Annotated in this window: 18 protein-coding genes; 6 read left to right on the plus strand and 12 right to left on the minus strand. The window is 74.1% G+C overall.

Going from position 1 to position 19,686, the window contains the following annotated elements:
- The first annotated feature begins 49 nt into the window (after positions 1–49).
- Positions 50–865, plus strand: a complete 816-nt coding sequence (locus tag FXF68_RS21020) for a hypothetical protein (protein ID WP_148761765.1) — start codon at positions 50–52, stop codon at positions 863–865.
- On the opposite strand, the gene era is transcribed toward FXF68_RS21020, so the two are convergent.
- The 3 genes from era to FXF68_RS21035 all read right to left on the minus strand — a co-directional run bounded on the left by era (position 856) and on the right by FXF68_RS21035 (position 7,453).
- Positions 856–1,779, minus strand: coding sequence for a GTPase Era (gene era / locus FXF68_RS21025; RefSeq protein ID WP_246178835.1), 924 nt, complete (start codon positions 1,777–1,779; stop codon positions 856–858). The two genes, FXF68_RS21020 and era, sit on opposite strands and share 10 nt — an antisense overlap.
- Before the next feature lie 57 nt (positions 1,780–1,836).
- A complete protein-coding gene (locus FXF68_RS21030) occupies positions 1,837–5,187 on the minus strand; it encodes an ATP-binding protein (protein ID WP_148761768.1) in 3,351 nt (1,116 codons plus the stop codon).
- Between the two features lie 133 nt (positions 5,188–5,320).
- A complete protein-coding gene (locus FXF68_RS21035; RefSeq protein ID WP_148761770.1) occupies positions 5,321–7,453 on the minus strand; it encodes an MMPL family transporter in 2,133 nt (710 codons plus the stop codon).
- A 146-nt stretch (positions 7,454–7,599) separates the two neighbouring features.
- On the opposite strand from FXF68_RS21035, the gene FXF68_RS21040 reads away from it, so the two are divergent.
- Entirely contained in the window at positions 7,600–7,938 is a 339-nt protein-coding gene (locus FXF68_RS21040; RefSeq protein ID WP_148761772.1) for a cytidine deaminase, read from the plus strand.
- 44 nt (positions 7,939–7,982) lie between these two features.
- Here the strand turns inward: FXF68_RS21040 and FXF68_RS21045 are convergent, their stop codons facing one another.
- The 4 genes from FXF68_RS21045 to FXF68_RS21060 form a co-directional block, all read right to left on the minus strand.
- Complete coding sequence (locus FXF68_RS21045; protein ID WP_148761774.1) at positions 7,983–9,287, minus strand: hemolysin family protein; 1,305 nt, start codon at positions 9,285–9,287, stop codon at positions 7,983–7,985.
- On the minus strand, positions 9,287–9,763 hold the full coding sequence (gene ybeY, locus FXF68_RS21050; RefSeq protein WP_148761776.1) for an rRNA maturation RNase YbeY: 477 nt from the start codon (positions 9,761–9,763) through the stop codon (positions 9,287–9,289). The genes FXF68_RS21045 and ybeY overlap by 1 nt, the downstream gene beginning before the upstream one ends.
- Positions 9,760–10,839, minus strand: coding sequence for a PhoH family protein (locus FXF68_RS21055; protein WP_148761778.1), 1,080 nt, complete (start codon positions 10,837–10,839; stop codon positions 9,760–9,762). Before FXF68_RS21055 ends, ybeY begins: the two co-directional genes overlap by 4 nt.
- Positions 10,840–10,997: 158 nt before the next feature.
- A complete protein-coding gene (locus FXF68_RS21060; protein ID WP_425458607.1) occupies positions 10,998–11,342 on the minus strand; it encodes a histidine triad nucleotide-binding protein in 345 nt (114 codons plus the stop codon).
- Positions 11,343–11,640: 298 nt separating this feature from the next.
- Here FXF68_RS21060 and FXF68_RS21065 point away from each other — a divergent pair, with 298 nt between their 5' ends.
- Positions 11,641–12,228: a SigE family RNA polymerase sigma factor gene (locus FXF68_RS21065; RefSeq protein WP_067884542.1), complete on the plus strand. Its 588-nt coding sequence runs from the start codon at positions 11,641–11,643 to the stop codon at positions 12,226–12,228.
- Complete coding sequence (locus FXF68_RS21070; RefSeq protein ID WP_148761782.1) at positions 12,225–12,923, plus strand: hypothetical protein; 699 nt, start codon at positions 12,225–12,227, stop codon at positions 12,921–12,923. The genes FXF68_RS21065 and FXF68_RS21070 overlap by 4 nt, the downstream gene beginning before the upstream one ends.
- Before the next feature lie 109 nt (positions 12,924–13,032).
- Here FXF68_RS21070 and FXF68_RS21075 read toward each other — a convergent pair whose 3' ends face one another.
- From FXF68_RS21075 to hrcA, 3 genes are all read right to left on the minus strand, one after another.
- Positions 13,033–13,764 carry a 16S rRNA (uracil(1498)-N(3))-methyltransferase gene (locus FXF68_RS21075; protein WP_148761784.1) on the minus strand — a complete coding sequence of 244 codons (732 nt, stop codon included), beginning with the start codon at positions 13,762–13,764 and terminating at the stop codon, positions 13,033–13,035.
- 66 nt (positions 13,765–13,830) lie between these two features.
- On the minus strand, positions 13,831–14,967 hold the full coding sequence (dnaJ, locus tag FXF68_RS21080) for a molecular chaperone DnaJ (RefSeq protein ID WP_148761786.1): 1,137 nt from the start codon (positions 14,965–14,967) through the stop codon (positions 13,831–13,833).
- Positions 14,968–15,981, minus strand: coding sequence for a heat-inducible transcriptional repressor HrcA (gene hrcA, locus FXF68_RS21085; protein WP_148762386.1), 1,014 nt, complete (start codon positions 15,979–15,981; stop codon positions 14,968–14,970).
- 287 nt (positions 15,982–16,268) lie between these two features.
- Between hrcA and FXF68_RS21090 the strand changes: the two genes are divergently transcribed.
- The gene (locus tag FXF68_RS21090; protein WP_246178836.1) at positions 16,269–17,093 is read left to right on the plus strand and encodes a DUF3097 domain-containing protein; all 825 of its coding nucleotides are present in this window, start codon (positions 16,269–16,271) and stop codon (positions 17,091–17,093) included.
- Here the strand turns inward: FXF68_RS21090 and hemW are convergent.
- Together hemW and FXF68_RS21100 are read right to left on the minus strand one after the other, a co-directional pair.
- Positions 17,086–18,294: a radical SAM family heme chaperone HemW gene (hemW, locus tag FXF68_RS21095; protein ID WP_148761790.1), complete on the minus strand. Its 1,209-nt coding sequence runs from the start codon at positions 18,292–18,294 to the stop codon at positions 17,086–17,088. The genes FXF68_RS21090 and hemW overlap by 8 nt on opposite strands.
- A gap of 115 nt (positions 18,295–18,409) precedes the next feature.
- A complete protein-coding gene (locus FXF68_RS21100) occupies positions 18,410–18,850 on the minus strand; it encodes an antitoxin YezG family protein (protein WP_148761792.1) in 441 nt (146 codons plus the stop codon).
- 281 nt (positions 18,851–19,131) lie between these two features.
- Between FXF68_RS21100 and FXF68_RS21105 the strand changes: the two genes are divergently transcribed.
- Complete coding sequence (locus FXF68_RS21105; RefSeq protein WP_148761794.1) at positions 19,132–19,680, plus strand: DUF4870 domain-containing protein; 549 nt, start codon at positions 19,132–19,134, stop codon at positions 19,678–19,680.
- Positions 19,681–19,686: the final 6 nt, after the last annotated feature.

Raw genomic sequence — 19,686 nt, forward strand, 5'->3', positions numbered from 1 at the left:
CCGACGTGGCCGTCCCGGACAACGGCATCCCTGCGTTTACGCTGGGTTCATGACCGGTGACCTGGGTTCCGAGGCGGGCCGCGCGCGGTCGCGCCCGTCCTTCCTGCCGCCCGTCGACGGCTATCCGCCGCCCTTGGCGGAGGCGCAGGCAGAGCCCGCTCCGGCGGCGGAGCGGCCCGCGCGCTACGGCGGCGCCGCCTGGACGCTCGCGCTGATCGCCGCCGCCGCGGCCCTGGTGGTGTCGGCGTTCCTGCCGTGGGCGCACGCGTCGATCGTCGTCGAGCTGTTCGGGCAGCCGGTCGGCCGCGACATCGGCAGCGTCGCCGGGATCGACGCCGACGACCTCGTGCTCGCCGTCCCGGTGCTGGCGGTGATCGCGATCGCGCTCGCGTTCGGCGACCTGCTCGGCCGGGACCCCCGGATCGGCGGCCTCGCCGCCATCCCCGGGACGCTCGCCCTGCTGATGTGCGGGGTGTTCGTGCTGCGGCTCGGCGACGTCCGCGACAACCTGCCGCAGAGCGGGCTGGACGTCGGGTACCAGATCACCGTCCGCTACGGCTGGTACACGGCGGTGATCACGTCGCTGCTGGTGGTGGGGTTCAGCCTGGCCCGCCCGATCGGCGAGCGGGTGTCGAAGCCGCGGCGGCGGTCGGGTGCGGAGCAGTACCCGCAGTACGACCAGTACCCGCAGTATGACGAGAACCAGCAGTACTACACGGACCCGCGGTATCAGGCCGACCCCTCCGCGGTCTGGCCCCAGGAGGACCAGGCGTGGGGCCGCCACGAGGAGCCTGACGCCCACGGCGAACCGGAGGCGCGGGAAACGCCGGACGCCCCCGAGGAGCCGAAGAAGGATCAGTCGTAGAAGCCGAGGCGGCGGAGCTGCTTCGGGTCGCGCTGCCAGTCCTTCAGGACGCTGACCCGCAGGTCGAGGAACACCTTCGTGCCGAGCAGCGCCTCGATCTGGCGGCGCGCCGCCGCGCCGACCTCGCGGAGCCGGGCGCCCTTGTGCCCGATGATGATGCCCTTCTGGCTGGAGCGCTCGACGAACAGGTGCGCGTAGACGTCGACGAGGTCGGCGCGCCCCTCGCGGGCGTTCATCTCGTCGACGACGACGGCGATCGAGTGGGGCAGCTCGTCCCGGACGCCCTCCAGCGCCGCCTCCCTGATCAGCTCCGCGACGAGGACCTGCTCGGGCTCGTCGGTGAGGTCGCCCTCCGGGTAGAGGGGCATGCCGTCCGGGAGGTGGGAGATCAGCAGGTCGCCGACCAGGTCGACCTGGAAGCCGCGCTCCGCCGAGCACGGCACGATGTCGGCGAACTCGCCGAGCCCGCCGACCGCGGCGAGCCGCTCGGCCACCTGGTCGGGCGAGGCGAGGTCGGTCTTGGTCACGATCGCGACGACCGGGGTCTTCTTCACGCCCGCGAGCTCGCGGGCGATGTACTTGTCGCCGGGGCCGACGGGCTGGTCGGCGGGGACGCAGAAGCCGATCACGTCCACCTCGGTCAGCGTGGACCGGACGAGGCTGTCGAGCCGCTCCCCGAGCAGGGTCCGCGGCTTGTGCAGGCCGGGGGTGTCGACGACGACGAGCTGCGCGTCCGGCCGGTGGACGATCCCGCGGATCGCCCGGCGGGTCGTCTGCGGACGGCTGCTGGTGATCGCGACCTTGGTGCCGACCAGGGCGTTCATCAGCGTCGACTTGCCGACGTTGGGCCGTCCGATGAAGCAGGCGAACCCCGCCCGGAACCCCTCGGGCGTCCCGTCTCCCAGTCTCGTCACCTTCCAATTGTCGCCCACCCGGACCAGGGCTTCCGCCATTCCGTCAGGCGGCTCCGGTCAGGCGGCGGGGACGCCGAGGCGGGCGAGGGCGGCCGCGGCGTCCTCGGCCCAGTAGGGCGAGCCCAGCCGGTCGGCGGCCTCGGCGGCCTCCCGGTAGTGCCCGGTCGCGACTTCGGCCGGCCGTTCCAGGAACAGCGCGAGATCGCCGAGGACCCGGCCGACCGGGCCGAACGTGGCGACGGCGGTGGCCCCGCCCGTGAAGTGCCCGGCGTACGGGAGCAGCTCGGCGTACGCCTCCTCGGCCAGCGCGCGGTCGCCGAGGGCGATGGCGCGCAGCGCCCGCACCGGCATGGTCAGGTCGAAGAAGTAGTCGCGCCGGACGGGCCCCGCCTCGGCGACGACGCTCCGGGCCTCGCAGACACGCCCGGCGGCGGCGAGCGCGAGGGCGTGGATGTCGGCGGTGGCGTCGGCGTGCTCCCACTGGCGGTGCAGCCAGGCGGTGCCGTCCACCATCTCCCCGACCCGGCCCTGGACGAGCCGCAGGGCGAACGTCCCGAGGAACGCCATGCCCTGCTCGCTGGCCCAGATCCTGGTCCGGCCGATCGTGTCGTTGACCTGCGCGTAGGCGCGTTCGGCCTCGTCGGGCGGGGCGCCGAAGGCGCGCATGAGCCCGCCCTCCCAGACGGCGATCTTCGCCAGCAGCGGCAGGCCGTACTGCTCGGCGAGCCGGTGCCCCTCGTCCAGGTGGCGGCGCACGGCGTCCCGGTCGAGCGCGGCGACGGCCGCGTGCTGGAGCTGCAGGTGCGCGAGGACGAGGTAGGACCCGAGGTCGTGCTCGGTGGCGAGCTCCAGGAGCTCGGTGGCGAACCGGCGGCGCTCGGCGAGGCCGTCCGCGGACCGGTAGGCGTTGATGTAGGCGCCGTTGAGCGCGACGGCGACCAGCTCGGGGACGCCGAGGTCGCGGGCCGTGCGGAGCGCCTCCGCGGACGCGGTGACGCCCCGGTCGCGCTGCTCGCCCTCCAGCTCGATCGCGAGCGTGGTCAGCAGCCGGACGCGCAGCTCGCGCTCGTCCGCCGGGAGCCGGTCGAGCGCCTCCTCGGCGGCGTCGACGACGTCGCGGTCGAGGGTGCCGTACTCGCGGCTCGTCCACAGCGTCGGGACGTCGAAGCTCACGATGACGCGGGCGAGCAGGCGGACGTCGCCGAACGCGCGGGCGTCGGCGATGGCGGCGGCCCGCCGCTCCCGCGCCTGGACGACGTTCCCGGCGAGCGCGGTCGCGCGGATCGCGGACACCTCCGCCGCCAGCCGCTCACCGGTCGCGTCCGGCCCCTGGGCGCGGAGCGTGTCGACGACGCGGGTCCAGAGCGCGGCGGCGGCGCCGTGCGCGAACCGGGCCTCGGCCGCGGCGGCGGCGCGCCGCGCGTACTGGACGGCCTTCGCCGGGTCCGCGCCCGACTCCAGGTAGTGGTGGGCGATCGCGGCGGCCTCGCCGGGGCCGTGCCGTTCCAGCGCGGCGGCGACGCGGCCGTGCAGCCGGGTGCGGCGGGCCCGGGAGATCCCGTCGTAGAGGGTGTCGCGGACGAGCGCGTGCGCGAACCGCATCCGGCCCGGCTCCGGCTCGGTGACGAGGCCGCCCGCGAGGCCCGCCTCGACGGCGTCGAGCACGGCGTCCTCGTCCCCGGCGAGGTCGGCGAGGACGCGCAGGTCGGCGTCCCGGCCGACGACGGCGGCGTCGCGCAGCACGGACCGCACGGACGGCGGCAGCCGCCCGATCCGGCGGCGCAGCACGTCCCCGACTCCGGCGGGCACCCGGCGGACGGCGGCGGGCAGCCCCTCCGCGTCGAGCAGCCGGGCCGTCTCGCGGGTGAAGAACGGGTTCCCGCCGGTCCGCTCGGCGATCGCGGACAGCTCGGCGTCGTCCAGGCCGGTCGCGCAGGTCTCCCGGACCAGCGCGGCGACCTCGGGCGCGGACAGGCCGCGCAGGTCGATGCGCGCGGGCTCGTGCCGGGCGAGGGCGGCGAGCGCGGCGGCGAGGCCGTCGCCGACCTCCGTCTGCCGGAACGTCGTCACGAGGAGGACGGGACGGTCCCGCAGCCGTCCCGCGAGCCGGGCGAGCAGCGCGAGCGTCTCCTCGTCGGCCCAGTGCAGGTCGTCCAGGACGAGCAGGAGCGGCGCGCCGTCCGCGAGCCCGGCGAGGTAGTCGCCCACGGCGAGGTGGAGGCGGAACCGGCCGGTGCTGACGTCGGCCTCCGGGCCGGCGGCGGCCCGGACCGCGTCGTCCAGGAGGGGGGCGAGGCGTCCGGCGAGGTCGGCGGGCGGCGGCGCGGCGGCGGCCAGCTCGCGCAGCAGCTCGGCCCACGGCCAGGCGGCGGGCGCGCCGCCGGTCTCGGGGGCGCGGCCCCAGGCGCACGTCCAGCCGCGTCCGGCGAGGGTCCGCGCGAACCGCTCGGCGAGCGCGGTCTTGCCCATGCCCGCGTCGCCGCCGACGAGGACGAGCCCGCCGCGCCCGGCGGCGGCGTCGCGGGCGGCGGCGTCCAGGCGGGCGAGTTCGGCGGCGCGTCCGACGAAGGCGGGGCCGGGCTCGGGTTCGTCCGCGGGCTCCGGCACGGCCCGCAGCACGGGACGCGGCACGACGGGTTCGGCCAGCGCGGGCGCCTGCGCCAGGATGTCGGCCTCCAGGCGGCGCAGCGCGGGCCCGGGGTCGACGCCGAGCTCCTCGGTCAGCGCCGCGCGGGCGCGGCGGAGCGCGGCGAGCGCGTCGCCCTGGCGTCCGGCGCGGTAGAGGGCGAGGGCGAGCAGCCGCCACGCCTCCTCGCGCAGCGGGTGCGCGGCGGCGTGCGCCTCCAGGTCGGGCACGGCCTCGGCGGCGGACGCGAGCCGCAGCATCGCCTCCGCGCGGCGCTCCACGGCGAGGCGGCGGCGCTCGTCCAGCCGGGCCGCCTCGTTCGCCGCCCAGGGCAGCGCGGCGAACTCGGCGTAGGCGGGGCCGCGCCAGGCGGCGAGCGCGGCCTCGGCGCGGCGGCGGGCCGCCGCCGGGTCGGCCTCCAGCAGGTCGGCGGCCTCGCCGACCAGCGCGTCGAACCGCCAGGCGTCGACGTTCGCGTCGGGGAGGCGGAGCGCGTAGCCGGGCGGCTCGGTGACGAGGACCCTCGCGGGCGTGCGGGGCGGGCGGTCCGGCTCCAGCGCGCGGCGCAGGTGCGACACGAACGACTGGAGCCCGGCGGCGGCGCGCGCGGGCGGGACCGTCCCCGCCCAGAGGTCCTCGACGAGCAGGTCGGCGGGCACCATCCGGCCGCGCGCGACGGCGAGCCGGGCGAGCACCGAGCGCTGCCGCGGGCCGCCGAGGTCGGCGGGCGCGCCCGCCACCTCGACCCCGAACGCTCCGAGCACCCGTACGACGGTCGACATGACCCGATCAGACTAACCGTGACATGTCGTCCCCGCCCTTCTAGGCCATCCCTCGGTCCGCCCTCGGTCCGCCGGGGCGAGGCGCCATGACCCCGCGCTCCGGCGTCGCGGTCATGGCGCCTCTCACCCCGGCTCAGGCGCGGCTGGGCTCGGGCTCCCGCGCGGGCGCCGCGTCGGGCACCGACCCGCCGTGCAGGTCGATCTCCGGCAGGACGCGGGCGAGCGGGCCGGGCAGCCACCAGTTCGCCCGTCCGAGCAGCGACATCGTCGCGGGCACCAGCACCAGCCGGACGACGGTCGCGTCCAGCGCCACCGCGACCGCGAGCCCCACTCCCATCTGCTTGATCACGAGGCCCGGGTCGGCGGCGAAGCCGAGGAACACCGCGACCATGATCAGCGCGGCGCTGGAGATGACGCGGCCGGTGGCGGCGAGGCCGGTGGACACCGAGCCGCGCGCGTCGCCGTGCCGGAGCCATTCCTCCTTCACCCGCGACAGGAGGAAGACCTCGTAGTCCATCGACACTCCGAACAGGACCGCGAACATCAGCAGCAGGATGAAGCTCGACACCGGGACGCTGTGCGGCAGCCCGAGCAGCCCCGCGCCCCATCCCCACTGGAACACGGCGGTGAGCACCCCGTACGCGGCGCCGATCGAGAGCAGGTTCATCACGGCCGCCTTCAGGGGCACCAGCAGCGACCTGAACACGATCATCAGCATGACGAACGAGGTGGCGACGACCGCGCCGATCACCGGCCAGAGCCGGTCCGCCAGGACGCGGGACAGGTCCACGTACACGGCGGTCAGCCCGGTGATCTCCGTGCCGGACGGCAGCGCGTCCGCGCGGATCCGGTCGACGAGGCCGGTCACCCGCTCGTCCTGGGGGCCGTAGTCGGGCGTGACCGCGATCACGGCGGCGTCGCGGCCCGGGGAGACCCGCGGCGGCGCGACGGAGGCGACGCCGTCGGTCCGGGCGAGCCTGTCGGCCAGGCCGGGCAGAGCGCTCTGGTTCACCTTCTCCAGGTCGACGGCGACGAGCAGCGGGCCGTTCGCGCCGGGGCCGTAGCCGTCCGCGACCAGGTCGTACGCCTGCCGGACGGTGTTGGACGTCGGCTCGCTGCTGGCGTCGCTCGGCCACGTCCGCATGCCGAGCGCGGGCGCGGCGAGCGCGACCATCAGCGCGAACCCGGCGAGCAGCCACGGCCACGGGTGCCGTCCGACGTGCCGCGCCCACCCCCTGACCCGCGGCGACTCCACGCTGATCACCGCGCCGGCGGCGCGGTCGCGGCGGCGCAGCACCCGGCGCCCGGCGAGGCCGAGCACCGCGGGCAGCAGCGTCACGGCGCTGAGCACGGTCGTCGCGACGACGAGCCCGGTGGTGAAGCCCATGGTCATGAACACCGGCGTCCCGGACAGCACGAGCCCGGACAGCGCCAGCAGCACCGTGAACCCGGCGAAGATCACCGACTGCCCGGCGGTGGCGTTGGCGCGGCCCGCCGCCTCCGGGACGTCGAGCCCGCCCGCGAGCCCCTCCCGGTGCCTGGTCAGGATGAACAGCGCGTAGTCGATCCCGACGCCGAGCCCGGTCATGGTCGCGAGCGTCGGCGCGGTCGTCGCGACGTCGGTGACGGCGGCGAGCAGCGTGATCCCGGTGACGCCGACGCCGAGCCCGGCGAGGGCCACCGCGAGCGGCAGCCCGGCCGCGACCACCGACCCGAACGCCAGCAGCAGGATCAGCAGCGCCGCGACGATCCCGACCGCCTCGGCGAGGCCGCCCGGCGCGGTCACGTTCTCCGGCACCTGGCCGCCGAACTCCACCTGGTATCCGGCGGCGTCCAGGTTCCGCGTCGCCGTCTCAAGCCGGTCGAGCGTCTCCTTCGGCTTCAGGTCGGTGACGGGCACCGAGTACCGGACGGTCAGCAGCGCCGTCGCGCCGTCGCGGCCCGGCGGCGCCGGGTCGACCCCGCTGACGTGCGGCAGCTTGCGCAGCTCCGCCGACGCCTTCGCCAGCGCCGCCTCGTCGACCTTGCCGGTCCCGGCGTGCACGACGACCCTCGCGTCCGCGCCCGACAGCGCGGGGAACCGCTCCTTCAGCAGGTCGGTGGCGCGCTGCGAGCCCGTCCCGGACAGCGTGTAGTCGTCGTGCAGCGCGCCGCCCGCGACGCCCGCCAGGCCGGCCATCGCGCCGATGAGCACCAGCCACACGGCGACGAACCGCCACGGGCGCAGCGCCGCCGCCTTCCCCAGGCGGTAGAGCAGACGGGACATGTCCTTCTCCCCCAGAAACCTCGATCGGATCGTCCGAGGATCACGCGCGGCGGTTGCCGTCCACTTGCAGGTGACTTGCGACGGCCGGTGCCCCCGCCGGACGCCGCTTGCGAGGCGCCGTATGCGAAGCCCGTACGCTTGGGGACGTGAGCGAGCTGAACCCCGAGGACGCGAAGATCATCACCCTGGCCAGGGCGGCGCGGGCCCGCGCCGGCGCCGCGGAGGGCGCCGCCGTCCGCGACGGGACGGGCCGCACCTACGCCGCCGCGGGCGTCGACCTTCCGTCGCTGAAGCTGTCGGCGCTGAAGACGGCCGTCGCGATGGCCGCGTCCAGCGGCGCCGACGACCTGGAGGCCGCCGCGCTCGTCACCGCCGCCGACGGGCCGGACCCGTCCGACGTGTCCGCCGTCCGCGACCTCGGGCCGAAGGCCGCCGTCCTGGTCGCCGGGCCCGACGGAACCCTGCGCCGGACCCTCGCCGACTAGTCACCCGAGGGCGGCGCGGTCCTAGTCGCCGGAGGGCGCCTGTTCTAGTCGCCGGAGGGCGCCGGGGCGCCGACGGACCGCACGAGGACGGTCCCGACGCGGTTGCGGCGGCCCGCGATCGTCTCCGCCTTGAGCGACAGGACGGGCCCGCCGTCGCCGGAGCCGACCCGCGCCGTGGCCCCCTCGATCGGGACGCGGCCGAGCGCGTGCGCCAGCAGCCCCCCGACCGTCTCGACGTCCTCGGCGTCGATCTCGACGTCGAACAGCTCGGCGAGGTCCTCGACGGGGAGCCGGGCGGTGACCCGGGCGGCGCCGTCCGGCAGCCACGTCACCGGCGGGATCTCCACGTCGTACTCGTCGGTGATCTCACCGACGATCTCCTCCAGGATGTCCTCGATGGTGACGAGCCCGGCGGTGCCGCCGTACTCGTCGATCACGATCGCGAGGTGGATCCGGCGGGCCTGCATCTCGCGGAGCAGCTCGTCGATCGGCTTGCTGTCGGGGACGTAGGTCGCGGGACGCATCACCGAGTCGACCGTCTCCACCGACTCGCCCTCGCGGTGCTCCTGGCTACGCCGGACGACGTCCTTCAGATAGGCGATGCCGACGACGTCGTCCTCGTTCTCGCCGACGACCGGGATGCGCGAGAACCCGCTGCGCAGCGCCAGCGACATCGCCTGCCGCAGCGTCTTCGTCCGCTCGACGAACACGATGTCGGTGCGCGGCACCATCACCTCGCGGACGAGCGTGTCGCCCAGCTCGAACACCGAGTGGATCATCTCGCGCTCGTCCGGCTCGATCAGGCTGCGCTGCTCGGCGAGGTCGACCAGGTCGCGCAGCTCCGCCTCGGACGCGAACGGCCCCTCCCGGAACCCCTTGCCGGGCGTGAGCGCGTTGCCGAGCAGGATCAGCAGCCGGGGCAGCGGCCCGAACACCCGGGTCACCGGGTGGATCACCGCGGCGCCCGCGAGCGCGATCCGGTCGGCGTGCTGGATGCCGAGCGTGCGCGGCCCGACCCCGATCACCACGTAGCTGACCACGATCATGACGGCGGCGGCGGTGACGTAGGCGCGCCACGTCTCGTCCAGCCAGGTGATGCACAGGTCGGCGACGATCACGGTCGCGACCAGCTCGCAGCCGATCCGCAGAAGAAGGACCATGTTCACGTAGCGGGCCGGGTCGGCGACGACCTCGGCCAGCCGCTTCGCGCCGCGCCGCCCCTCGCGCAGCGCGTCCTCGACGGTGACGCGCGACACGCGGGCGAGCGCCGTCTCGATGCCGGCCAGCAGGCCCGCCGTGAGGACGAGGCCCACCGCGAGGGCGGACAGCCACGCCTGCGTCGTGCTCATCAGCCGCCGCGCTTCTCCCGCCAGGACGTCAGCAGCTCCGCCTGCAGCCCGAACATCTCCTTGTGCTCGTCGGGCTCGGCGTGGTCGAAGCCGAGCAGGTGCAGGATGCCGTGCGTGCACAGCAGCTCCAGCTCGTCGCCGGTGCTGTGGCCCGCGTCCCTCGCCTGCCGCTCCGCCACCGCCGGGCACAGCACGACGTCGCCGAGCAGCGCGGGATCGGCGTCCTCGTCCTCGTCGGAGCCGCCGGACAGGTGGCCGGGGCGCAGCTCGTCCATCGGGAACGACAGGACGTCGGTGGGGCCGGGCTCGTCCATCCACTTCTCGTGCAGTTCGGTCATCGCGGCCTCGTCGACCAGCAGGATCGACAGCTCCGCCAGCGGATGGACGCGCATCCCGTCGAGGACGTGCCGGGACAGCCCGGCCAGCGCGGTCTCATCGACCGGGGCGCCCGACTCGTTCACGACCTCGACGGTCACCGCCGCCTCCGCTTGCCGGCCCCGCCGCCGCCCGGCTTGATCTGCGGCACCCGCCGCTCGTCGTACCGGTTGTAGGCGTCGACGATGTCGGTGACGAGCCGGTGCCGGACGACGTCGCGGCTGTCGAGCCGGGAGAAGTGGATGTCCTCGACGCCGTCCAGGATGTCCTGGACGACGCGCAGCCCGCTGAGCTGCCCGTTCGGCAGGTCGACCTGCGTGACGTCGCCGGTCACGACGACCTTCGACCCGAACCCGAGCCGGGTGAGGAACATCTTCATCTGCTCGGGCGAGGTGTTCTGCGCCTCGTCCAGGATGATGAACGAGTCGTTGAGCGTCCGGCCGCGCATGTAGGCGAGCGGGGCGACCTCGATCGTCCCGGCGGCCATCAGCCGGGGGATGGAGTCGGGGTCGACCATGTCGTGCAGCGCGTCGTACAGCGGGCGCAGGTACGGGTCGATCTTCTCGTAGAGCGTTCCGGGCAGGAACCCGAGCCGCTCCCCCGCCTCCACCGCCGGGCGCGTCAGGATGATCCGGTTGACCTTCTTGTCCTGGAGGGCGCGGACGGCCTTGGCCATCGCCAGGTAGGTCTTGCCGGTGCCCGCCGGGCCGATGCCGAACACGATCGTGTGCTTGTCGATCGCGTCGACGTAGTGGCGCTGGTTCAGCGTCTTCGGCCGGATCGTGCGGCCCCGGCTGGACAGGACGTCCAGGGTGAGGACCTCGGCCGGGCGCGCGCCGCTCTCGCCGCGCAGCATCGCGAGGCTCCGCTCGACGGCGTCGGGGGTGAGCTGGGTGCCGCCCTTCAGCAGTTCGAGCATCTCGGTGAAGAGCCGGGAGACGAGGTCGGTCTCGGTCTCCGGGCCGGTCACGGTGATCTCGTTGCCGCGGACGTGGATGTCGATGTCGGCGCCGACGGCGCGCTCGATCGCGTGGAGCGACTCGTCCCGGGAGCCGAGCAGGCTGACCATCGAATGGTCGTCCGGCACCACGATCTTGATCTGGGAGCGCTCCGCGCCGCCGTCGCGCGCGGCGCCGGCCGCCGCGGGAGTTGACCTCGTGTGAGTTGATTCGACCATCAGCCGGGCCTTGCGGCCTCTCCGACCTGCCTTCTGTCTGCTCCGGGTGCCAGGGTGTGTCGGTTCCATCGTACTGGGGACGTCCGACACGACGCCGTCCGTTTTCCGGCGCGGCGGCGGGCCCGCGAAGCGGGCGATGGGCCGGGCGGCGGGCGAGGTCAGCCGGGCGGCCAGTTGAGGCCACGGCCGCCGAGCACGTGGGCGTGCACGTGGAACACGGTCTGGCCGGCCTGTGAACCGGTGTTGAACACGACCCGGTAGCCGGTCTCGGCGATGCCCTCGTCGACGGCGACCTGGTGCGCCTCCCGCACCACCTCGGCGAGCAGCCCGGCGTCGGAGGCGGCCAGCTCGGCGGCCGTCGGGTGGTGGTCGCGCGGGATGACCAGCACGTGCGTCGGCGCCTGAGGGTTGATGTCGCGGAACGCGAGCGCGCCCGCCGACTCCCGGACGATCTCGGCGGGCACGTCCCCGGAAACGATCTTGCAGAACAGGCAGTCGGTCATCGGTCTCCCCATCGGCGGCGGTGCGCGACCCGCCGAATCCTATCGAGCGGCCCCGGCGGAACCCGCCGGGGCGCGCGTCCGGAAAAAGGTCCGCGCGGCCGACCTCCCGTTGCGGTCGGCATTCCGTGCGTCGAATGGCTAAGGTGGTCAGCTCAAGGCGTACCCCCCGGTCCGCAAGGCTTTTGGGCATTCCCGGCCGGGCTGGGAGCGCCCGATCCACGCCGCTCCGAAGGACTATCCGAATGGACGGCCGGGGGACGGCAAAGGCGGCGGATAGGTGACCGAGGCAGAGCAGGACATGCCCTTTCGTAAACCGGGCGAGGAGGGCGCGCGTCCAACTGACGTGACCGAGACCCTCGTGGCCAGGGGCACGGCGGGCGCGGTGGCCGTCGCCTGGGACGCCGATCAGGCGGTGACCGCGCTCTACAGCGCCAACTACCGTTCCCTGGTCCGGCTGGCGGCCATGCTCGTCCGGGACGCGGGGACGGCCGAGGAGGTCGTCCAGGACGCGTTCGTCGCGATGCACGGCGGCTGGCGCCGCCTGCGCGACCCGGACAAGGCGCTGTCCTACCTGCGGCAGTCGGTGGTCAACCGGTCGCGGTCGGTGCTGCGGCATCGCGCCGTCGTCGAGAAGTACGCCCCGAAAGGCCTGCCGGACGCGCCGAGCGCCGAGGCCGGGGCCATCGGGGAGCTGGAGCGGTCGGCCGTGGTCGACGCGCTGTCCCGGCTCCCCGCACGTCAGCGCGAGGCACTCGTCCTGCGTTACTACGCCGACCTGTCCGAAGCCGAGATCGCCAGCACGATGGGCATCTCCCGCGGCGCCGTGAAGAGCCACACGGCGCGCGGAATGACCGCGCTACGCAACGTCCTGGAGCAGTTCTCATGACCACCGACCCCGACGACGAGCACGGCGAGATCCTCCGCCGCGCCCTGCACGCGGAGGCGGAGACGGTCAACCCCGCGGGCGACGGCCTGGAGCGGATACGGGCCCGCGTCGCCGAAGGCGACGGCCGCCGGCTCGGGCGTTTCGGCCTCGCGCGGTACGGGCTCGGGTTCGACCGGTTCACCGTCAACTGGGCGCGGCCCATCCTCGCGGTGGCCGCCGCCGTGGCCATCGCGGGGCTCGGCGTGACCGCCCCGCAGACCATCGACCTCATCCAGCAGTCGGTCGGCGCGAACGGGCCGTCCGGCGGCGGGCACGACAAGTCGGGCGGCGACCGCGACAACGCGGACGGCGGCCCCGAGTTCCCCGCCCCCGCGTCGCCGGGCGGCGACCCGTCCGGCACGTCGGCGGCGACGTCGACGACGAGGCCGAGCACCTCGCCCGGCCTGTCGTCCTGCACGATCCCCCGGTCCGGGACGCCGACGGCGGCCGCCTCGCCCGGCGCCGAGCCGGCCACCCCGGCGCCCGCCTCCTCGTGCCCGGGCCAGAGCCCGTCGCAGACGCCGTCGGCCACCCCGACGCCGCCCGCGACCGGGACGCCCGGGCCGGGCGAGCCCACCGACCAGCCCACGCCGCCCCCGTCCAGCGAGCCCGCGAAGACGACCAACGGCGAAGGCGCCGCAACGGGCGGCTCCTAGCCGTTCGGCTCCAGCCGCTCGGCTCCCGGAACGGAGCGCCAGCGGAGTGGAGGGAGCCGAACGGCCACTTCGGGGGGTGTGGGGGGTCGTCCCCCACAATGAAACGCAGTTACCAGCGGCCGGTCGCTGCCAGTAGGAGGGCCACTGCCGCGACCCCCGCTGTCGAGGTGCGCAGGATGGTCGGGCCGAGGCGGGTGGGGCGTCCGCCCGCGGCGGCCAGCGCGTCCAGTTCCGCGTCCGTGATCCCGCCCTCCGGGCCCACCACGACGACGATCTCGCCCGTCGCGGGCGGTTCGGCGGCGCTGAGCGGCGCGTCGGCCTCCTCGTGCAGGACGAGCGCCAGGGACGCGGCGGCGATCCGTCCGGCCACGTCGTCCGTCGAGGCGAGGCCGGCGACGTCCGGGAGGCGGCTGCGCCGGGCCTGCTTGCCCGCCTCGCGGGCCGCGTTGCGCCAGCGGGCGAGGGCCTTCTCGCGGCGCTCCGGGCGCCACTGCGTGACGCAGCGGGACGCCGCCCACGGGACGATCCCGTCCACGCCCGCCTCGGTCATCGCCTCGACCGCCAGCTCGCCCCGGTCGCCCTTCGGGAGGGCCTGCACGACCGTGATCCGCGGCGCGGGCTCCGGCTCGCGGCGGCGGGCCAGCACGTCCAGCGTGAGGGACGCGCGGTCGGCCGCGGCGACGACGCACTCGGCGAGCAGCCCGGCGCCGTCGGTGAGGTCGACGCGCTCGCCGGGGCGCAGCCGCCGCACGGTCGCGGCGTGCCGCCCCTCGGGGCCGTCCAGGACGACGCGGTCGCGCGCGAGCGCGTCCGTCCCGGCGAGGAACACCGGCGGGCTCACGCGCCCTCCCGTTCAGTCGTCCGGATCGCCGCGGCGGCCTTCGCGGTAGGCCGCCGCCGTGGCTCTTCAGTGCTGGTTGAAGACGTCCTTGATGCGGGAGAACACGCCGCTCCGCTGGCCCGGCGCGAACTTGCCGGGCGGGCGCTCCTCGTCGCGCAGCGCGGCGAGCCGGCGGAGCAGCTCCTCCTGCTCCTCGTCGAGCCGGTTCGGCGTCTCGACGTTCACGTGGATCATCAGGTCGCCGCGGCCGCTCTCGTTGAGGTGCCGGACGCCCCGGTTGTACAGCGTGATGACCTGCCCGGACTGCGTGCCGGGCTTGATGTCGACGCTCTCGGCCGCGTCCAGCGTCTCGATCGTGACGCTGGTGCCGAGCGCCGCCGCCGTCATCGGGATCTCGACCGTGCAGTGCAGGTCGTCGCCCTCCCGCTCGAAGATCGCGTGCGGCTTCTCGACGATCTCCAGGAACAGGTCGCCGGGCGGGCCGCCGCCGGGGCCGACCTCGCCCTCCCCGGCGAGCTGGATGTGGATGCCGTTCTCCACCCCGGCGGGGATCTTGACCTTGACGGTCCGGCGGGTGCGGACCCGGCCGTCGCCCGAGCACTCGGTGCACGGGTTGCGGATCACCGAGCCGAACCCGCCGCAGGCCGGGCACGGCCGGGCCGTCATGACCTGGCCGAGGAACGAGCGCTGCACCTGCTGCACCTCGCCGCGCCCGTGGCACGTCTCGCAGGTGTCCGGGTGGGTGCCGGGCGCGCAGCCCGACCCCTCGCAGGTCGTGCAGGCGACCGCGGTGTCGATGGACAGCTCGCGGGTCGTGCCGAACGCCGTCTCGGCGAGGTCGAGCTCCACCCGCAGCGTCGCGTTCCGGCCGCGGCGCGCGCGCGACCGGGGGCCGCGCGAGGTCGCGGTGCCGAAGAAGGCGTCCATGATGTCGCTGAACGGGAACCCGGCGCCGCCGAAGCCGCCCGCGCCCGCACCGGCGCCGGACGCGAACGGGTCCGCGCCGAGGTCGTACATCTCGCGCTTCTTCGGGTCGGAGAGCACCTCGTACGCCTGGGTGATCTCCTTGAACTTGTCCTGGGTCTCCGGATCCGGGTTGACGTCCGGGTGGAGTTCCCGCGCGAGCCGGCGATAGGCCTTCTTGACCTCGTCGGCGCTGGCGTCCCGCCGGACGCCCAGGGTCGCGTAGTAGTCGTTGGCCACTTACGACCCCGCCAGGATCTGTCCCACGTAGCGTGCCACTGCCCGTACCGCTCCCATCGTGCTGGGGTAATCCATGCGTGTCGGCCCGAGCACTCCTAGCCGGGCCAGGGTGAGGTCGCCCACCCCGTAGTCGGCGGCGACGACCGAGGTCGACCGGAGCCCCAGGTCGGGGTTCTCGGTGCCGATCCGCACCGTAACTTTAGAGGAGTCGCCGGTCTCGCCGAGCAGTCGCATGAGGACCACCTGCTCCTCCAGCGCCACGAGCACCTCCCGCAGCCCCTGCGAGAAGTCGACCGAGGCGAGGTTCGCCGCCCCGGCGAAGACGATCTTCTCCTCGTGCTTCTCGACGAGCGTCTCCAGCAGCACCGACAGCACCGCCGCCGCGAGCGGACGGTCGTCCGGGCCGACCTTGTCCGGCAGGTCGGCCACCGCGGTCGGGACGTCGCCGAGGCCCAGCCCGTCGAGGCACGTGTTGAGCAACGCCCGGAGGTGCCCGATGGATTCCTCGCTGACCGGGCCCGCGGACTCGATCACCCGCTGCTCGACCCGCCCGGTGTTGGTGATCAGGACGAGCAGCAGCCGTCCCTCGGCGACCGGGACGAGTTCCACGTGCCGCACCGACGAGCGCGTCAGCGACGGGTACTGCACGACGGCGACCTGCCGGGTGAGCTGCGCGAGCAGCCGGACCGTCCGGCCGACGACGTCGTCGAGGTCGTAGGCGCCGGACAGGAACGTCTCGATCGCGCGGCGCTCGGCGACCGACAGCGGCTTGATCGTGGACAGCCGGTCGACGAACAGCCGGTAGCCCTTGTCCGTGGGGACGCGTCCGGCGCTCGTGTGCGGCTGGGTGATGTAGCCCTGCTCCTCCAGCACCGCCATGTCGTTGCGGATGGTGGCCGGAGACACGCCGAGATTGTGCCGGTCTGTCAGGGCCTTGGAACCGACCGGCTCGTTCGTGGAGACGTAGTCCTCGACGATGGCGCGCAGGACCGAGAGCTTGCGGTCGTCCAGCACCCGGGTCACCTCCTTCGTCCCGCCGGGGCCCGTGCCGCCGGCGCCCCCGCGCCGCTGGCACTCATTCCTCCCGAGTGCCAATTGTACGGCCCGGAGAGCCACTCTGGAGTGCCCCGCGCGCACCGGCACGGCTGCGCGATCTTATCCGTTTCGGACGCCGCCGCCCATCCACCCAGGAACCACCCTTTTACGACGCGGGGCGTCGGGGCGGCGGGGGGCCGGGACGCCACGCCGAAGGACGACGGGCGACGCCGCGCGGGCGTCCCGCCGGGTTAATGTGCGGACCCGTGCGGAGTAAGGACTATGGAAACGACGTGCTCGGCGGCGACTGGCGGCGTCCCCGCAAGGGACAGATCCCGGAGGTGCCCGCCGAGCCGGGCCTCGTCGCCGAAGACCCCGACAGCGGCTTCTGCGGCGCCGTGGTCGCCTGCGACAAGCTCGGCGTCACCCTGGAGGACCGGTTCGGCAAGCGGCGGGTGTTCCCGCTCACCAAGTCCGGGTTCCTGATCGACGGCAAGCCGGTCACGCTCGTCCGGCCGACCGCGGCGCCCGGCGGCGGACGGCCCGCGCGCTCGGCGTCAGGGTCCATCGCCGTCCAGGGGCTGCGCGCCCAGGTCGCCAAGGAGAGCCGCATCTACGTGGAGGGCGTCCACGACGCGGAGCTGGTCGAGAAGATCTGGGGCCACGACCTGCGGGTCGAGGGCGTCGTCGTCGAGTACCTCGAAGGCGTGGACGACCTGCCCGCCATCGTCGAGGAGTTCGGCCCGGACGAGGACCGCCGCCTCGGCGTCCTCGTCGACCACCTCGTCGAAGGCTCCAAGGAGTCGCGGATCGCGGCGCGGGTGTCGTCGCCGCACGTCCTCGTCACCGGGCACCCGTTCATCGACATCTGGGAGGCCGTGAAGCCGTCGTCGGTCGGCATCCCGGAGTGGCCCCGCGTCCCGCGCGGCATCCCCTGGAAGGAGGGCGTCCTCGCCCGGCTCGGCTGGGACGACGACACCGGCGCCGCCTGGAAGCGCATCCTGAGCCGCGTGAACTCCTACACCGACCTGGAACCCGCCCTCCTAGGGCGAGTGGAAGAACTCATCGACTTCGTCACCGCCGTCAGGTGAGGTCGCGGACTACGGCGTCGGCTAGGAGGCGGCCCTTGCGGGTCAGGACGGCCCGGCCCCGTTCGTAGGGGGACGGTTCGATCAAGCCATCGTCGATCGCCTTCCGGACGGCCTTGTCGTCCAGCAGCGTGGACGGGCAGCCCTGCGCGAGGCGCAGTTCGAGCATGACGCGCTCTATGCGGCGGTCGTCGTCGTCCAGGATCTCCCTGGCGTGCGCGGGCGTCGTGCCCTCGGCCAGACGGGAGGCGTAGGCGGCGGGGTGCTTGACGTTCCACCAGCGGGTCCCGCCGACGTGGCTGTGCGCGCCCGGACCGACGCCCCACCAGTCGGCGCCCGTCCAGTAGAGCATGTTGTGGCGGCAGGCGGCGGCGGGCGTCGCGGCCCAGTTGGAGATCTCGTACCAGCGCAGGCCGTGCGCGGACAGGGTCTCGTCCGCGATCAGGTACCGGTCGGCCATGGCGTCGTCGTCGGGAGCGGTCAGTTCGCCGCGCCGGACCTGTGCCGCTAGGCGCGTGCCGTCCTCGACGATGAGCGCGTACGCCGACACGTGGTCGGGCTCCGCTTCGAGGGCGGCCCGCAAGGACCCCCTCCAGTCGTCGTCGGTCTCGCCTGGCGTGCCGTAGATCAGGTCGAGGTTGATGTGCTCGAAGCCTGCCTTGCGCGTCCATTCCACTACCTGCGGGACACGTCCCGGCGTGTGCGTCCGCTCCAGGACGGCGAGGACGTGCTCGCGCGCGCTCTGCATCCCGTAGGAGACGCGGGTGAACCCGACCTCGCGCAGCCTGGCGACGTAGGTCTCGTCCACCGACTCGGGGTTGGCCTCGGTGGTGACCTCCGCGCCCGGCGCGAGCCCGAACTCCGCGTCGATGGCGGCCAGGACACGTCCGAGATCGTCGGCGGGGAGCAGGGTCGGCGTGCCGCCGCCGACGAAGACCGTCTCGACGGGCAGGTCGACGTCGCCCAGCACGCGCCGGGCCATGCGGACCTCCGCGATGGCGGTGTCGGCGTAGGAGTCGCGGCTCGCGCCCGGACCGAGCTCCGACGCCGTGTAGGTGTTGAAATCGCAGTATCCGCAGCGGGTCACGCAGAAGGGGACGTGCACGTAGAACGCGAACGGACGCTTTCCCAGGCCGTCGAGGGCGCTGCCGGGGAGCGAGCCGTCCGCGGGTACGGGATCACCGTCGGGAAGGGTCGAGGGCACGCCTCCAGTCTGCCCTGCCCCGAGCCCTGCTCCGTCGCTCCGGTGCTCCGTCGCTCCGGTGCTCCGTCGCTCCGGTGCTCCGTCGCTCCGGTGCTCCGTCGCTCCGGCTCTCTGGTCAGGCTTCGCCGAGCTTGGCGCGGAGCCAGTCGGGGATGTGCTCGTCGGTGCGCGGGAAGCGGTCGAGGTCCATCGCGTAGGCGGACGAGGTGAGCGGCGGCGTGAAGTCGGGCTCGCCGTCGTAGTCGAACTCGGCGCTGAACCGTCCCGACCGCTCGACCTTCAGGCGGGCGGTGAACCAGGCGCCCTGGCCGCTGCGGTACATGGCGCGGCGCAGCTCGTCCATCATCCCGACGGCCTGGCCCGGCGGCAGGGCGGTGCGGCGTCCGCCGTCCGCGCCCTCCACCTCCAGGGACGCGCTGTCGATCCCGACCGTCGCGCGGAACTCGAAGTCGAGCCGCTCCCAGCCGGACGGCGCGGCCGACCGCAGCGCGCGGACGGCGTCGTTCACCGTCTCCCGCTCCTTCGCGGAACGCAGAACCTGGTCGGGGTCGGTCACGCTGCCCTACCTTTCAGGGGGACGACCCTCAGACCCCCGAGGGGACGCCTTAGCTCGATCGACACGTTGCTTGATCGGCACCGTACCTTCCGACCGTACCGGGGTCCACGAAGAGATCATCGCATTTCCGTCTCCGGACGGGCCCCGCTCGCATTCGGCGAGGTGGCACGAAACGGACACGTGACGGGTGTCAGCGGGAACCCGAGCGAACTCCGGAGGCGTCCAAGGAGTCATACACTTCAGCCCATAGCTCGCTCAGCGAACTAGGAGAGGACTCCGCCATGGCCTACGGGCCTCCCCCGTCGCCCGGCCAGGGACAGCAGCCCGGATGGCAGCAGCAGACGCCCTGGCAGCAGCCGGGCAACCTCTGGCAGCAACAACCCCAGCAGCCCCAGCAGCCGCAGCCCGGCGGCTCCTGGCAGCAGCCGCAACAGCCTCAGCAGCCGCAGTTCCAGCAGGGCGGGGGCACGGCCCAGATGCCGGGCCATTTCGGTCCGGTCTCCGATGACGAGAAGACCTGGTCGCTCATGGCGTACGTGGGTCAGTTCCTCGTCGGCGTGATCGCGCCCGCGGTCGTCCTCGTCGGGAAGGGCGGCGGGTCGCCGTTCGTCCGCCGGCACGCCGCGCAGGGCCTCAACATGGGCCTCGCCGCCGTCGCCGTCTGGTTCGTGTTCGGGCTGCTCTCGCTGGTCATGGAAGCGCTCATCTGGGTGCCGCTGCTGTTCACGGCCGTCGTGATGTTCTTCCTGGTCTACGCGGGACGCGCCGCCAACCGGGGCGAGTTCCGGCGGGTCCCGGCCGCGGTCGCCTGGCCGCTGCTCAAGAAGTAGCGCGGA

Source organism: Actinomadura decatromicini (assembly GCF_008121305.1).
Lineage (GTDB): Bacteria > Actinomycetota > Actinomycetes > Streptosporangiales > Streptosporangiaceae > Spirillospora > Spirillospora syzygii.

Coding starts and splice junctions, on each gene's coding strand:
- FXF68_RS21020 (WP_148761765.1), top strand. CDS start 50: ATGACCGGTGACCTGGGTTCCGAGGCGGGCCGCGCGCGGTCGCGCCCG.
- FXF68_RS21030 (WP_148761768.1), bottom strand. CDS start 5,187: ATGTCGACCGTCGTACGGGTGCTCGGAGCGTTCGGGGTCGAGGTGGCG.
- FXF68_RS21035 (WP_148761770.1), bottom strand. CDS start 7,453: ATGTCCCGTCTGCTCTACCGCCTGGGGAAGGCGGCGGCGCTGCGCCCG.
- FXF68_RS21045 (WP_148761774.1), bottom strand. CDS start 9,287: ATGAGCACGACGCAGGCGTGGCTGTCCGCCCTCGCGGTGGGCCTCGTC.
- FXF68_RS21055 (WP_148761778.1), bottom strand. CDS start 10,839: ATGGTCGAATCAACTCACACGAGGTCAACTCCCGCGGCGGCCGGCGCC.
- FXF68_RS21060 (WP_425458607.1), bottom strand. CDS start 11,342: ATGACCGACTGCCTGTTCTGCAAGATCGTTTCCGGGGACGTGCCCGCC.
- FXF68_RS21065 (WP_067884542.1), top strand. CDS start 11,641: ATGCCCTTTCGTAAACCGGGCGAGGAGGGCGCGCGTCCAACTGACGTG.
- FXF68_RS21070 (WP_148761782.1), top strand. CDS start 12,225: ATGACCACCGACCCCGACGACGAGCACGGCGAGATCCTCCGCCGCGCC.
- FXF68_RS21105 (WP_148761794.1), top strand. CDS start 19,132: ATGGCCTACGGGCCTCCCCCGTCGCCCGGCCAGGGACAGCAGCCCGGA.